Below are 14,343 nucleotides of genomic sequence, written 5' to 3'. Positions count from 1 at the left end.
CGCATACTACCTAAAAGCTAACTGTGCTGAAATGCGGGTTGTCAGTTATTGCATGAAGTTGAGCGATTTCATTAAGCGCAATATTTTGCTTGGTTTTGTCGATGGACATTTGAATACACTCTGTGGCCACGTCGTTGCGTTTATCTATAACTGTGGTCAATGCTTTACCGTTTATCGTATTCCCGTCTTTTAATACCACGCTCACTTCAAGCCCATACATGCAGGCAATTTCGATGTAGTCGTAAAGCTGGCACGCTATGTTCACATATTCCCCTATTCGCTGTTCAAGTGGCGACCAATTAGTAGAGTAGACCTGACGTTCACAGCAAAACTTTCCGCATCTACCGCGCATACATAGCGCTTCACTTCACAGAAGTCTGACCTTAACAAATGATCTTTTTTTAAGGCTTGCTCAGTATTGTTAGTACTGAAGGATTTATTTTGGTGCGCGATACACCGAAGCGCTTGAACGCCCCTCTTGTTTCTTAGAGGCATTTTTTAGCAAAGGGTTCCCGCCAAAAATTCAATACAGGAACAGTAATGAACAAGCTACTATCCGCATTTTCTTTAGTTTCAATAGCCTCGTGCACCTCAAGCTTCGCAAATGCCGACGAACTTCCCTTTAATTTAAGCGGTCATGTTAGGGTTAACTACGGGCATCAAGACTGGCAAATTCCCGAGTTTAGAGATGGTTTCGAATTTGAATCATTCAAACTTGGCGTGTCGGGTGAGTCAGATCAATTTAGCTATAAAGCCGAATATCGATGGTACGAAAACACCGACTTCGACACAGTAAGGTTCGCCGACCTGACTTATCATTTCGATGAGCAAACCGAGATTACAGCAGGTATAACCCAAACACCGTTTGGTTTGCAGCCCTTTGCCAGTAACAACTTTTGGTTCTCGGTAAATTATTATCTTGGCTTCGAAGATGATTACGATGCTGGGGTGAAAATAAACCACGATTGGGGTAACTGGGATTTTCAAGCCGCCTATTTTATGAACGACGAGTACAACGATGCCGCTGAGTTTGGGCGCTATTCGTTCGACGTGGCGGACGACGGTGAATATCGAAATAAAGAAGACGGCCAATACAATTTACGTGCTAACTACACAGCAAACTTTATTCGCGGAGGCACTACCGATATTGGCGTGTCTTACCAATACGGCAACATCTTAAACCTGGATACCCTGGACGATGGTGATATGAATGCCTATGCCGTGCATATGCGCCATACCCAAGGCGACCTAAAAGTCGAACTGCAGTATATCGATTATGAATACGATTTGGCTGCACCAGAAGGGCAAGCAGACGATCGCATAGCACTATCCTCTTTCACCTTCCCGTTCTTAGCCGCGGCCAACGGTAAAACCTATTCAGCAAACCTTGTGTACTCTGTGCCTTATAAGTTTACTCACATAGAATCACTTACTTGTTACTCAGAGTACAGCGTGGCAAAAGGTGAAGGAAGTGAAGGGAAAAACTCGTCGCAGTGGATAAATGGCTGTAGCTTTGGCTGGGATAAATTGTTTGTATATGTAGATAGTATCCAAGGCAAAAACATGTGGTTCTCAGGCGGCCCGGGCGTGGGACTCGACTTAGGTGGTAGACAAGAAACTACCCACCGCCTGAACATAAACCTTGGTATTTACTTCTAATCACTAACAGGACTTTGACATGCGATTACTATTAATAGCGACATTTATACTAGCGCTAGTTCCAATGCAAAGTTTTGCCCATGCGTGGATGAAACTGCGAATAGCGACCACAGAGTATGCCCCTTATACGTCAACTGATATGCAGCACGACGGTTATATCAATCACATTATCGCTGATGCGTTTTTAGAAACGGGCGTTGTGGTTGAGTTTGTCTCTTTACCCTGGGAAGAAGCGCTTGAAGCAACGCTAAAAGGCGAATACGATGCCATTTCATACGGCAATTTTGTGCGCGCCCGGGAAAGTGAGTTTTTCCACAGTAACCCTATTAGTGCGGAAAGCTTGGTGTTTTATGTTAATGCTGAAAAGGGCCCTGATACTTGGGCTGAATTAAGCGACTTAAAAGACCTAAAGATGGGCGTAACAGAAGGGTATTTATACAACGATGAACTTGCCGCTTACATTAAAAGCAGCAGTAATGTTGTGGAAAGTACCACAGACAAAGACAATTTACAGGCGCTGATTGACGGTAAAATTGACGTTTTTCCCATTGATGAGTTAACAGGATGGTACTTGCTTCAGCGTGATTTCGATAGTGGCGACCGCAGAGATGTGATGCCCATTAAGCCGTTTATCTCAACTGTAACCACGCATCTGTTAGTGCCTAAAGGCGAAAGTGACAGTCAGCTTATTCTGTTGCTATTTAATAAAGGGTTAGAAGAGTTAACGCTGGACGGAAAACTGACCCGCTTTAAACGCCTTCTAAAAGAAGGCTACTATCAGCATCCGCAGAAAAAAGTGAATTTTGACAGACGTTAGCTGGCGTTTCAGGCCTAAGGGGCTATATAAAAGCCCCGCTGGCTAAACGCCAAAGGCATAGTAAATTAAACTAAAAGGGCAGTGCGATAACAAAAATAATCTATATACTTCAGTGCACATAATACTGATGTAATGGTTATTTCCTAATGCGCAGCCCTTTATTTGTGCGACTTTACGGGCGTGGTCGTTTTCGCTCGCTGTTGAGCACATGCCTTCTGCTAATACTCGTTGTTATTTGCCCGCTAGCCAATGCGTCGAGTGATGAAATAGCCTTTGATGTCTCTGGCTCGTTTAGAGTGCGCTACGAGTCGTTGAATAACCCTATATTTCCAACATCATCAGCTGCACGAGAACAAAGTAATCAGCGTCTTTCAACACGCTTTATCGTGAATTCTACGGTAAGTTATCAAAACCTCGCGGCAACGATCGAAATACGTGACTCGCGAGTATTTCTTGACGAAAACGATCCAACGCTAACGGCCAATCAGGTTAATACACTGGAGCCTACACAGTTTTTTATCACCTACAAACCTGAACGAGTATCTGACTTATACGAAGTGTCTGCGGTAAAGGTAGGGCGTATGGAGCTCGACTACGGCAGTCGCAGGCTATTGGCCAAAACAGCCTATCGCAATGCCACCAATAGCTATGATGGAATTGTGGTGGAAGCAAGAGTTGCAGATTGGCAAGTACACGGGGTGTACGTGCTGCCGGTATCTCGCTTTCCTACTGACAGTGAAAGTCTGGATGGGAACGAACGCGCGTTCGACAAAAGCTTTAGCGAACGAAAATTCTTTGGTGTGTACGCTGCGTCAAAAGACAACAACGTCAAGCTGCAAAGCTACTGGTTAAAAGAAGACGATAGTGAAGTGCTTGCCACCAAAAACCGTGATCTGTACACATTGAGTGTGGACTATACCCAGCCTTTCAATAATGGCCTGATAACAAATATAGAGGTGGTGGGGCAAACGGGAACTTCTTATCAAACCGCATCTGCTAACGATACAGACGAGAAAGACGTTCGTGCATATATGCTATTTGGTTATGTCGGGAAACAGATTACAGACAACACCTTTCTTAGAGCTGAAGTTGACTATATCAGTGGCGACAACGACACAAGCGATGACACAATCTCTGACTTTGATACCTTATACGGCGTGCGACGTTTTGATTTCGGACCTACTGATGTATATCAGGCTATGCCACGTAGAAACCTAAAAGCAGTGGGGCTTCGAAGCGTGTCTAAGCCAGCAAAAGCGCACAACATTATGCTTGGTTACAAAGCCATGTGGTACCAAAAAGCACCTCAAGACGTGGACAGTTTCATTGGTCATCAAGTGGAAGCTCGCTGGCGTTATCAAGTGCGACCCGAGTTGCGATTAGTGCTAGGTGGAGCCTACCTCAAAAAAGGAGAGGGTTTTGCGCGTGGAGATTACAGCGACAACAGCGCCTTTTTATTCACTGGCGCTTTGTATACCTTTTAAAATCTCCGGCTAAATAGCCCGCGTAAACTGGGTACAGCTGCTTACACTACAAGCCTTGCAGATGAGCGCGTACTCTCTTTTCTGTTTATTATATTACTGATATGGTTAACGGCTATTTTGAAATGCCCATTTAGAGGTTGCCTTGTCGTATTCAGCTGAAACATCGTTTTTTGCCCGTTGTATTGCACTATTAAAATTACTCGGCCCGGGTGTGCTTATGGCAACAGCGGCGGTAGGCGGTAGTCACTTAGTAGCATCAACTCAAGCGGGGGCGAAGTTTGGTTGGCAGTTAGCGCTGCTTATATTGGTAGTTAACTTACTCAAATACCCATTCTTCAGAGCGGGCGTTAGCTACACCATCAGTACCAAACAAACCCTTCAGCAAGGGTACTTGGGAATGGGACGACGATATTTGGCCATTGCCTTGGGTTTGAATACCATTGCGTCGGTGGTAAATGCTGCAGCGCTGTTGTTGTTTGCTGCAAGCTTATTGTCGTATTTTATTCCTTTCGATATCGCCATAACGTTGTCCGCTTCAGTGGTTTTGGCACTTATTTTAATCATTCTACTCGCTGGCCATTTTGAAGGATTGGACAATATCGCCAAAGGCATAATGGGTGTGCTTGTGGTGGCGACAGTCGCCGTATTCGTGGTGGCACTAAGCAATTATTCTGCTTCACCAGCACCTGCCGTGGCACCGCCTTCGCCTTGGACGCTCGCTACATTAGGCTTTTTAGTAGTCACAATGGGGTGGATGCCTGCGCCTATTGAAATATCGTCCATTACTTCACTTTGGTTAAAGCGCCAGTGCAAAGGGCAAGCCGTAACGCCAAAGTCGGCCCTTTTCGATTTTAATTTAGGTTATGCAGTGACGGTGCTACTCGCATTGTTGTTTTTGGGCTTAGGTGCATTAATTTTGTATGGCAGCGGTACAGAGCTAAGTACCAGCGGTATCGGCTTTTCCCATCAGCTAATTAGTATGTACTCATCAACCATTGGACAGTGGGCGCATTGGCTTATCGCACTGGTTGCATTTTTGTGCATATTTGGTTCGGCGCTAACCGTTTACGATGGTTATGCGAGGGTGGTTGCCGAAGCAATAGCGCTTCTTTTTAACAAAGACAAAAACGCACGAAATACGCTGGTAGCGCCGGTGTTACTGTTTATGGCAGTGGCGAGTTTTATCATTGTGTTGTTCTTTAAATCTGCGCTATTGGCAATGTTAGGCTTTGCGATGACGCTGGCTTTTGTTACTACTCCAATGTTTGCTTGGCTTAACCATAAGCTTGTGGCACAAACTAAGCTTCATCAAGACGCGGCACCAAACATAATAGTAAAGCTGCTTAGCTATTTAGGCCTAATCTATCTATTTGGGTTTCTAATGGTGTTTATATGGTGGAAGTGGTTTAGCTAGTCACTTCCTACCGGAACGAGAGCGCAAAGCACTTTAGGTGCTTCGCAAGTTTCACCTTAGTAAATTAGTTTAATTACGCGCACTTGTGCGAGCCCCAGCGCAATACTCATCTATACTGTAGATGACATCGTTTGAGGAGTTCGCAGCTTGGTGCGTGGCAAAAAACTATTTCCTTCAACCCTTTTATTATGGGGTAAGCGTATCATGCTGCTTTCGCTTATGAGTGCGGCAATGTGGGGCTGTTCAAAAGAGCCGCAGCAAACTATCCACTGGCACAATGCTTACGACATTGAGCGCGAACTTCATCTTTTGGGGCAGCAAGAAGACCCTCGCGAAATCTACAAAAGGCTTCAAGGTATTAAGCAACAAGCTTCGCTACAGCTTTCTCAAATGCGTGAAGCAGGTAATCAGGACACGCTATTTAGGGAATGGTTGGAGTCGCTACGCATTAGCTTATCGTTAGCCCCCTTGTACGGCGATACCATTGAAACGTGTAGCGTGTGGCAAGGCGCCATGGAAGACGCTTGGGGAGTGGGAATAGTGCAGTTTAATGAACGAGCCAAACTCGTGTGGCGGGTAATGGTGGCTACCTGCAACGCACGAGTTCGCTCGGTATAGTACTAGGTTTTACTTAGTATAAACGGGGCGAGCCGCTGTTAGCGTTGCCACCTTATCTATCACTTGCTGTACTACTGCATTGTCTTCTGGTGCTGTTAACACATCACAAATCCAATGGGCTAATTGAACACAGTCTTCTTCACTAAAATTGCGTGAAGTGACCGCAGGTGTGCCAATTCGAATACCACTTGTAACGAATGGTGACTGCGGGTCGTTGGGTACTGTGTTCTTATTTACCGTTATATTCACGCTATTTAATATCGCGTCGGCTTCTTTCCCCGTCATTCCTTTACTTACAAGACTTAGCAGGAACATGTGGTTGTCGGTTCCATTAGATACTACGTCAAAGCCACGCTTCATAAACACATCAGCCATAGCTTGTGCATTAATGACTACCTGCTTTTGATAAGCGCGGAACTCTGCTGTCATGGCTTCTTTAAGCGCTACCGCTTTTGCAGCAATAACGTGCATAAGTGGGCCGCCCTGAATGCCAGGGAAAATTAATGAATTGAATTTCTTTTCAAGCTCGGGGTTTGACTTACACATAATAAGCCCGCCACGAGGGCCACGCAGTGTTTTATGGGTAGTAGTAGTAACCACGTGAGCCGCGTTAATTGGCGAGGGATAAACACCGGCCGCAACAAGTCCTGCAACATGTGCCATATCTACGAGTAAATACGCGCCCACGCTATCAGCGATGTCTCTAAACTTCTGCCAGTCGACCACGCGAGAGTAAGCGGAAAAGCCCGCTACAATCATTTTTGGTTTGTGCTCTTTAGCCAAGGCTTCTACTTGGTCATAGTCAATTTCACCAGTTTCTGTGTTCAAGCCATACTGAATCGCGTTGTATAGTTTTCCCGAGAAGTTAGGCTTTGCACCGTGTGTCAGGTGCCCACCGTGATCAAGGCTCAACCCAAGTATGGTATCGCCAGGGTTTAACAACGCCATAAAGACTGCGGTATTCGCTTGAGAGCCAGAGTGAGGCTGCACATTCACATAATCTGCCTCAAACAGCGCTTTAGCTCTGTCGATGGCAAGCTGTTCTACTTTGTCCACCGCCTCGCAGCCACCGTAATAGCGCTTGCCCGGATAGCCTTCGGCATACTTATTAGTTAGCTGACTACCTTGCGCCTGCATAACGGCTTTACTGGTGTAGTTTTCCGATGCAATCAGTTCAATGTGATGTTCTTGGCGTTCGTTTTCTTGCGCAATAAATGCTGCGATATCTGGGTCTTGTTCGTGAAGGTGCTGGTTAAGTGGGTTCATGCTGGCTCCTAAATGTCATTATTTTGTATCTGATACTAGGAGTGTAAAAAGAATAAATAAAATTAATAAAAAATATGGCATTATAACTTTATTAAATGGCCTTGTGAGCAAGTTTGGCATCAGTAAGGCAAAACAGCAGGCAAAGCTAATAGAGAGGTGTACAGCAAAGTAATGAAAAACTTATCGATAGATTTTCTGCGTTCGTTCGTGCTTATTGCACAGACGGGTAGCTACACACAATGTGCGGAGCAGCTTCAGCGCACACAGCCTGCCATTAGCTTACAGATAAAAAAACTAGAAGAAATGATTGGGGAAAAGCTATTTTCCCGCGACAAAAACCGCTTGGCACTGACTGGCGCTGGTAGTCGCTTATTGTCGTATGGTGAAAAGATAGTGGCTCTTAACGATCAGGCTATGGCCGAATTCGGCAAGCCGCAGGTTACGGGAAATATTCGGTTAGGCATTCCCAGCGAATTTAGTACAACGCTTATGCCTAAAATTATTCGACGGTTCACGCAAACCTATCCGGAAATATCGCTAGAGGTGCATTGTGCGCTAAGTAAAGACTTAATTAGTGAGCCGCTTAAAAGCCAGTTCGATTTAATTCTTTCGCTACAAGAAACACCTGATCCTCAGCAAGACGGCTACATCATTTCAGATCAATTGGTATGGGTGGGGAGTCAGCGCTTTGTAAATAGCGTGCCTGCTAAACTGCCTATTATTGCTGCACCGTCGCCGTGTATTTACCGCAAGCGAGCAACCAATCTTTTATCGGCCATCAAAAAACCGTGGCAGGTGGTGTACACCATTGCTGACTTAAACGGCATACAAACGGCCATTAACGAAGGGCTGGGCATAACCGTTCTTGCAAAAAGTTCGGTGCCGTCTGGGCTACACGTTTTATCTAATTCAGAAAGTTTACCCGAGCTTGGGCATGTGGGTGTTTGTTTAGTTAACCCTCAGAAAGTGTCATCGAAAGCGATTAGCTTGCTTACTGAAACCATTACCAACGAAGTCGCAAACTTTTAACAGGAAATAGCAGGGGATAGCTAGCGCGCTTGCTAAACAACAAGGCAAGCGCGCCGAGAGGAGTAACAGCTTTTCAATAAATGCCGTCTATGCCTTTTTAACAAATTGTGCAGTTAGCATCATTTCGCCAGCACCATCTACTTTACAATCTAGCTGGTGGTCTTTGGCATCTTTCACATGACGGATAACGGCTTTGGTACCAATTTTAAGTACCAATGAACTGCCTTTTACCTTCAAATCTTTTGCTAACGTAATTTTGTCGCCGGCTACTAACGGTGTTCCGTTGAAGTCTTTTGCTGAGACTTCCTCTTCTACCTCGTTCGGGTTCCACTCGTGTCCACATTCAGGGCAAATAAGTAGAGGCTGATCTTCGTATACATATTCTGATTGGCAATGCGGGCAAGGAGGTAACGACATGTGGAATTCTCTTAAAGTACTAAATTAAAGCGCTCGGGTCATAAAGTGGCTGTTGGGATCGATTGAGTAACTGCCAAATGGACCGCAATCAACAAAGCCAAACTTTTTGTATAGGGTTCTGGCCGCTAAAAAGTAGTCTTGCGTTCCCGTTTCTAAACTTACCGAACTAAACCCCTTCATTTTCGCATGTTCTAGGGCAAAAAGTAATAACTGAGACGCTACACCGCAACCTCTGAACGGTTTGGCGGTGCGCATAGATTTTAGCTCGGCGCTATGTGTATCAAGGGTTTTAATAGCGACGCAGCCCGCAAGTTGTTGCTGCTTCCAGCCACTAAAAAAAGTAATGTTCGAAGCTTTTAGTGCTTCAACATCTAATGCATGTACGCTCTCGGGTGGTGATGTAGCATACATATCAGACAAATGCTCTTCTAAAAGCGCTAGCACTTCTCCTCCGGTGAGGTCATCAATAATAATCTTCATGTGCTTTGGCCTTTAGGTATATTCTGAATAGACGGCGGTACAAGCCTGTTTGTTAAGTGCTTAAGGGTTTTGTCATGTTATAAAAGCGGTCGTCTTCACTTTTTATGACAAATCCTACTTTTTTATAAAGCGAAACGGCAGGGCTAACTTTGAATACTCGTAAGTCAAGCGAGTTAGTATTGGCCCCTAACGCTAGTCTTTCTGCTTCTTCAATGGCAGCACTACCTATGCCTTTGTTCTGTGCGCTGGGTATGACCTGAAGGTCGCGCAATATACAGGTATTACCGTCGTATTGAAGGCGCATAACCCCCACCGTTTCGCTGTCTACTTGAATGTCGTAATTAATGAGCTCTGCGGTAACCCCAAGCACTTTTTCGGCGTCCCAATCAGGCGCAAACTGAGCGTAATAATCGCGCATGTTATTAAAGGTAAACTCAGCAGCCCTTGGTAGGTTCGTACTTGGAATAAAGGTAATCTTCATCGCGTTTTCTTCGATATTTATTGCAAGCAAGACTCTTATCCGTGACTTCTTGGTGCGAACATAATTATCGCCATACCAATCAAAGCGACAAAGGTGCCCACCAAGTCCCATAACGTTGGCTTCACTCCATCAATAAGCCAAAGCCACATAATAGCCATGAAAATGTAAACACCACCGTAAGCCGCGTATACGCGCCCGGCAGCGGTCGGGTGCAGTGATAACAGCCAAGCAAAAAGCGCGAGCGATATAGCCGCTGGTACTAACAACCATATGGACTTATCTTCTTTCAACCATAAGTAGGGCAGATAGCACCCAACAATTTCAGCAAGTGCAGTAATAACAAACAAACCAATGGTTTTTAATTCCAACGGGCAGACCTCTTTTGAAATACTGATGGTGAGCAAACAATGCCCTTTGAAAAGGGCATTAGAGCGCTACTCGCACGCCATGCTAGGAAACTATCTTTCACTAGTTATCGTCGCTTTCAGAGCTAAACAAACCTCTAAAAAGCGCGGTAAGTGCTCCAGACACCGTATCTTCTATAGCATCGTTTTTATGGTCACGCTTTTTGCTGTATCGGTTAGCAGATTCTTCTCGCTGTCTTTTTTCAGCACTGGCACTAGCCCCATCAAGAAAGTCTCTTGCAGCCCTATCAGAAGTTGAAGCGCACCCTGTTGAGATTACGCATATTGACAAGATTACTATCAATTTAATCTTCATGTTATCTAAATTCCTATCACCGTATAACGTCTAATAAAGGGCATATTAAAGTGGAGCGTAACAACGAATCGTTATGTACTTTGCTTGCTCATACCTCTAATTGCAAAGAAGTAATAGATTAAAAAACCCAACCACGAAAAGAAAAGGGAAATGGCCCCCCATGCTAACTTGTGTATGCCTCTAGCTTTTTTGGATGTTAAGGCAATTAACGCTGGTAGAAGTGTAAGGCTGAAAAGCACGATAAAAATAATGATTTGCCAAAAACTCATATTAAAAGAACTCCTTATCTTTTGGTTTTTAATTACAAGGGCTGCACCAAGTTCACCGAATGTAGACATCTAACCTCTACTCGTTTCAATATCCATTGGTTTCAACGAATTATTTTTTATTTACTTGAACTACAGCCTATAGAATCAAATTTTCTGAATTACACACTATAGTCTTAATCGTCTTTTTGTTAAGACATTTACTGCGATTTTTGTTTTGAAGCGTGAGGCATAATAGCGTAAAAAACTGAACAAATTGCTATTACATAAAAAGAATGGAAGAAAAAGCCCACCATATTTAACGCATCTGCTTCACACTGTGTTTGCAGGCCAGAGCAAAAAAAGAACTCCACTACGAATGAAGACAGTACTCCTAAGCCAAAAATTGCCATATAACTGAACAACGGTTTGAGCTTTAGAATTCCAATAATCAGCAAAACAACAACTACTGGAATAACAATAATTAGCGGGGTCTGCATAAATCCCTCTTAGATTGATTTGGCTACTCACAATCCTGTGAAAGAAACTTGGTAGATTACGGCCTGTTAAACCAAATATAAACTGCATACAATTAACAACCAAGTTAGTGATATACCGAGTACTATTTTGAATGTTGGTAACTTAGTTTGTGTTAAGGAATAAATCGCATATGAAGCGGGAATGACAGCGAGACAGCCACCAAGTACTAAGCCTTTAAAAAATCCTGCGATTAGCCCCCCATTCATCTGCAATAAATGCATAAACCCAAGTGACTCCCCAGGCTACAAAGCAAAATGAAAGCAATAACTTGGCTATTCTGACTTTTACCTTTACATCTTTGCTTTTCATAAATATCCCGTTAGATAGTTTCCAAAGGTAAATAACGACTTAACATTGTGCCTTCCCTAGGGAAGATGCAGTCGTGAGACGTACTTGGCTGATTTGTAAGGCCAACATCTATTTTGAAAGCACATGGCTTGTGGTTACCTGAGCCATGTTGTCTATTTCATCAGCTTTACTACGCATTGTTTGAAAGGCTCTACTTTCGCACTTAATTCAGGGGGGAGTATTTCGGTACCGTCTGTTAAATCTAGAATGCCTGACACTACTGGTTTGTCAGCTGTCGTATCTATCTTAGCATTTATGGTCATGGAAAAGTTGTAGCCGCTTGGGAGTAGAGATGCGCATTTTTGGACTGAATTTAAGGGAGCTGGGTTACTGAATGATTGAAAGGCTAACAGTGAAGATAGCAAAGTGGCTGAGCCAATAAAAAAAGCTTTTTTGTTCATGGTAATTCCTTTTAACGTATTTTGCTGTCTCAAACTTCGACCTTAACTGATCTACAAAGTTCTGTAGCTAACGTCGCAGCGAACGTGCTCATTGGCTTGATAATCATTGAGTCTCCTCCCTATCAGCATAAACTGAGTTTATCCTAATAGGCGACCAAACCAAGGGAGAAAACTCAATGAACTTTTATACTAATACACATCCGTACTATTGTGGAATCGATCTTCACACAAGACTGCTCTATGTCTGCATTATTGATAATGAAAACAATATTCTCGTTCACGAAAAAATCGATGATTCACCCGACAAACTGTTAGCGCTTCTAAAACCTTATCTGGGCAATATTGTTGTTGGTGTGGAATGTATGCACTGTTGGTATTGGGTGTCTGACTTTTGTGAAGAGCACAATATTGATTTTATTCTTGGCCATGCGCTTTACATGAAAGCCATTCATGCCGGTAAAACCAAAAATGATAAGATTGATGCACTTAAGATTGCCAAGCTCATGCGTGGTGGCAATTTCCCGTTAGCACATGCCTATTCAAAAGAGCACCGCTCAATTCGTGATGCGCTTCGCCGTAGAACCCACATAATGAGGATGAGCGCACAGCTGAAAGCGCACGTTGCCAGCACAGTTAGCCAGTACAACTTGCCCGCATTAGAAACGCGGTTAGATTTAAGAAACTCACCTGATAGAGAAAAGATGCGCCACTTTTTTCCAGACGAAGCTGTGCAAAAGAGCATGGATTTAAATCTAAATATAATCGAAACAATGGTGAGTGAGCTCTACAAAATTGAACATTATGTAAAGACTCAGGCACAAACACACCGTGCAACAGATTTACATATCCTTAAGTCGTTTCCAGGTATCGGAAAAATTTTAGCCCTGACCATTTTGTATGAAGTTGGCGATATTAAGCGGTTTTCATCAGTTCAGAAGTTTGCCTCGTATTCACGGTTAGTGAAATGCAAAGCTGAGTCGGCCGGTAAAACACGCGGTACGCAGGGGAATAAGATTGGCAACGCACACCTGAAGTGGGCATTCAGTGAAGCAGCGGTGTTGTACCTCAAAGGTAATGACAACGCCAAACGATATTTAGCCAAGCTACAAAAGAGAATGAGCAAGGCGAAGGCCTTATCTGCACTCGCTCATAAAATCGGGCGATGTGCTTACTTTATGTTGAAGAACCAGCAGGTATTCGATGAAGAACGTTTTTTAAACGGGTAAGTCGCACAGTGGCATGAGCTGCAACGTCTAACTGGTTAAACAACGAGTATCAACTTATCGCACAGTACTCTGCATCAAGCAGCATCGATAAGTATACCAACAAGTCATAACCTGCTGCGTTTGATTAGACATGCCACTGTTGCGCATCTCTAGCTTTATACGAATTTGCTTACACCTTCTCTGAACCTGATACTAACTGGTCAATACAGCCACTTAGCTTTGAATAGGACAGAGGAAGGTTAACCGATGAATGTCTAGTGCCGTTGCCAGTCAAAAGGAATTGAAAAGCGCAACAATAAGAGCCGGTGACCGGCGCAGCTCTACATGTGTTTGACGTAGGCAATTTGCCTAACATCAGCCATGACAGACGAAGTAAACGAGTTCTAAAAAGGCAACGGTATTGATCTTGAAATAGTGGTCAAGGGACTATCTTTTTTCATTGACGGCCCGGAGGCTCATATGTGTTATGCGCTATTGACTTACAACGCGCAAGTACCATAATTAGGTATATATTGGTACTTGGAGAAATCAGATGGCTAAAAACACCAGCATTACCCTTGGAGACCATTTTGATGGCTTTATTGCTAGCCAAATTCAAACTGGTCGGTATGGTTCAGCAAGTGAGGTGATTCGTTCAGCTCTTCGCTTGCTAGAAACACAGGAAACCAAATTAAACACTCTGCGTCAATTACTTGTAGCAGGTGAAGAAAGCGGCGAGACTGAATACGACCTTGAGCACCTGATATCAGAACTAGACGGTGAATTAAAAGAGTGAAACCATTTAAGTTAACCGTACTAGCAAAATCAGATCTAAAAGATATTGCATTGTTTACGCAACGGAAATGGGGCCGAGAACAGCGTAATGTATATCTTAAACAATTCGACGATTCATTTTGGATGTTGTCTGAAAATCCTGATATTGGTAAAAGCTGCGATGAAATAAGGGATGGATACAGAAAATTCCCTCAAGGTAGCCATGTTATTTTCTATAAACAAACAGGCAGTCAGGAAATTCTGATCACAAGAATCCTTCATAAAAGTATGGATGTAAATCCTGTACGCTTTGGCGCATAACGCCGTGCTCACCGGCGAATTTGGAGCGCAGCGGAAAATTTGTCCGTGTGCAGCACTTTGTTATGCATTGTCATTAGGTTTTCTGTTCTCTTTCAATAGCCACATCTAGCGCTTCCCGAATTCG

The 14,343-nt window shown here is 43.8% G+C and carries 19 protein-coding genes; 9 read left to right on the top strand and 10 right to left on the bottom strand.

Going from position 1 to position 14,343, the window contains the following annotated elements:
• Positions 1 to 10: 10 nt before the first annotated feature.
• Positions 11 to 352, bottom strand: a complete 342-nt coding sequence (locus MHM87_RS11595; RefSeq protein WP_239259175.1) for a Rho-binding antiterminator — start codon at positions 350 to 352, stop codon at positions 11 to 13.
• A gap of 188 nt (positions 353 to 540) precedes the next feature.
• Between MHM87_RS11595 and MHM87_RS11590 the strand changes: the two genes are divergently transcribed.
• From MHM87_RS11590 to MHM87_RS11570, 5 genes are all read left to right on the top strand, one after another.
• Positions 541 to 1,659: an OprO/OprP family phosphate-selective porin gene (locus tag MHM87_RS11590; RefSeq protein WP_239259173.1), complete on the top strand. Its 1,119-nt coding sequence runs from the start codon at positions 541 to 543 to the stop codon at positions 1,657 to 1,659.
• A gap of 19 nt (positions 1,660 to 1,678) precedes the next feature.
• Positions 1,679 to 2,476 (top strand): transporter substrate-binding domain-containing protein, encoded by a 798-nt coding sequence (locus MHM87_RS11585; protein ID WP_239259171.1) that lies wholly within the window; start codon positions 1,679 to 1,681, stop codon positions 2,474 to 2,476.
• A 146-nt stretch (positions 2,477 to 2,622) separates the two neighbouring features.
• On the top strand, positions 2,623 to 3,960 hold the full coding sequence (locus tag MHM87_RS11580) for an alginate export family protein (RefSeq protein WP_239259169.1): 1,338 nt from the start codon (positions 2,623 to 2,625) through the stop codon (positions 3,958 to 3,960).
• Positions 3,961 to 4,102: 142 nt separating this feature from the next.
• Positions 4,103 to 5,374, top strand: a complete 1,272-nt coding sequence (locus MHM87_RS11575; RefSeq protein ID WP_239259166.1) for a divalent metal cation transporter — start codon at positions 4,103 to 4,105, stop codon at positions 5,372 to 5,374.
• A gap of 147 nt (positions 5,375 to 5,521) precedes the next feature.
• The gene (locus MHM87_RS11570; RefSeq protein WP_343213324.1) at positions 5,522 to 5,992 is read left to right on the top strand and encodes a hypothetical protein; all 471 of its coding nucleotides are present in this window, start codon (positions 5,522 to 5,524) and stop codon (positions 5,990 to 5,992) included.
• A 9-nt stretch (positions 5,993 to 6,001) separates the two neighbouring features.
• On the opposite strand, the gene glyA is transcribed toward MHM87_RS11570, so the two are convergent.
• Entirely contained in the window at positions 6,002 to 7,258 is a 1,257-nt protein-coding gene (gene glyA, locus MHM87_RS11565; RefSeq protein WP_239259162.1) for a serine hydroxymethyltransferase, read from the bottom strand.
• Between the two features lie 171 nt (positions 7,259 to 7,429).
• On the opposite strand from glyA, the gene MHM87_RS11560 reads away from it, so the two are divergent.
• Complete coding sequence (locus tag MHM87_RS11560) at positions 7,430 to 8,287, top strand: LysR family transcriptional regulator (protein ID WP_239259160.1); 858 nt, start codon at positions 7,430 to 7,432, stop codon at positions 8,285 to 8,287.
• A gap of 87 nt (positions 8,288 to 8,374) precedes the next feature.
• Here the strand turns inward: MHM87_RS11560 and MHM87_RS11555 are convergent, their stop codons facing one another.
• The 8 genes from MHM87_RS11555 to MHM87_RS11520 all read right to left on the bottom strand — a co-directional run bounded on the left by MHM87_RS11555 (position 8,375) and on the right by MHM87_RS11520 (position 11,919).
• Entirely contained in the window at positions 8,375 to 8,704 is a 330-nt protein-coding gene (locus MHM87_RS11555) for a zinc ribbon domain-containing protein YjdM (RefSeq protein WP_014948132.1), read from the bottom strand.
• Positions 8,705 to 8,728: 24 nt separating this feature from the next.
• Positions 8,729 to 9,184: a GNAT family N-acetyltransferase gene (locus MHM87_RS11550; RefSeq protein ID WP_014948133.1), complete on the bottom strand. Its 456-nt coding sequence runs from the start codon at positions 9,182 to 9,184 to the stop codon at positions 8,729 to 8,731.
• 52 nt (positions 9,185 to 9,236) lie between these two features.
• Entirely contained in the window at positions 9,237 to 9,665 is a 429-nt protein-coding gene (locus MHM87_RS11545) for a GNAT family N-acetyltransferase (RefSeq protein WP_239259316.1), read from the bottom strand.
• A gap of 35 nt (positions 9,666 to 9,700) precedes the next feature.
• Positions 9,701 to 10,033 carry a YnfA family protein gene (locus MHM87_RS11540; protein ID WP_157160426.1) on the bottom strand — a complete coding sequence of 111 codons (333 nt, stop codon included), beginning with the start codon at positions 10,031 to 10,033 and terminating at the stop codon, positions 9,701 to 9,703.
• 100 nt (positions 10,034 to 10,133) lie between these two features.
• Positions 10,134 to 10,385 (bottom strand): hypothetical protein, encoded by a 252-nt coding sequence (locus MHM87_RS11535; protein WP_239259158.1) that lies wholly within the window; start codon positions 10,383 to 10,385, stop codon positions 10,134 to 10,136.
• 71 nt (positions 10,386 to 10,456) lie between these two features.
• Entirely contained in the window at positions 10,457 to 10,723 is a 267-nt protein-coding gene (locus MHM87_RS11530; RefSeq protein WP_239259156.1) for a hypothetical protein, read from the bottom strand.
• Positions 10,724 to 10,851: 128 nt separating this feature from the next.
• Complete coding sequence (locus tag MHM87_RS11525; protein ID WP_156082065.1) at positions 10,852 to 11,130, bottom strand: hypothetical protein; 279 nt, start codon at positions 11,128 to 11,130, stop codon at positions 10,852 to 10,854.
• Between the two features lie 501 nt (positions 11,131 to 11,631).
• Positions 11,632 to 11,919 carry a hypothetical protein gene (locus MHM87_RS11520; protein WP_061439335.1) on the bottom strand — a complete coding sequence of 96 codons (288 nt, stop codon included), beginning with the start codon at positions 11,917 to 11,919 and terminating at the stop codon, positions 11,632 to 11,634.
• A gap of 176 nt (positions 11,920 to 12,095) precedes the next feature.
• On the opposite strand from MHM87_RS11520, the gene MHM87_RS11515 reads away from it, so the two are divergent.
• From MHM87_RS11515 to MHM87_RS11505, 3 genes are all read left to right on the top strand, one after another.
• Positions 12,096 to 13,145: an IS110 family transposase gene (locus MHM87_RS11515; protein WP_239259154.1), complete on the top strand. Its 1,050-nt coding sequence runs from the start codon at positions 12,096 to 12,098 to the stop codon at positions 13,143 to 13,145.
• A 532-nt stretch (positions 13,146 to 13,677) separates the two neighbouring features.
• Positions 13,678 to 13,920, top strand: coding sequence for a type II toxin-antitoxin system ParD family antitoxin (locus MHM87_RS11510; protein WP_239259152.1), 243 nt, complete (start codon positions 13,678 to 13,680; stop codon positions 13,918 to 13,920).
• Positions 13,917 to 14,219 carry a type II toxin-antitoxin system RelE/ParE family toxin gene (locus MHM87_RS11505; protein ID WP_075177695.1) on the top strand — a complete coding sequence of 101 codons (303 nt, stop codon included), beginning with the start codon at positions 13,917 to 13,919 and terminating at the stop codon, positions 14,217 to 14,219. Before MHM87_RS11510 ends, MHM87_RS11505 begins: the two co-directional genes overlap by 4 nt.
• The last annotated feature ends 124 nt before the right edge of the window (positions 14,220 to 14,343 follow it).

It is taken from the genome of Alteromonas sp. Cnat3-28, from assembly GCF_022348265.1.
GTDB classification, from domain to species: domain Bacteria; phylum Pseudomonadota; class Gammaproteobacteria; order Enterobacterales; family Alteromonadaceae; genus Alteromonas; species Alteromonas macleodii.
Note: the sequence above shows the minus strand (reverse complement) of the source record. Positions and strands in the feature narration are given on the sequence as shown.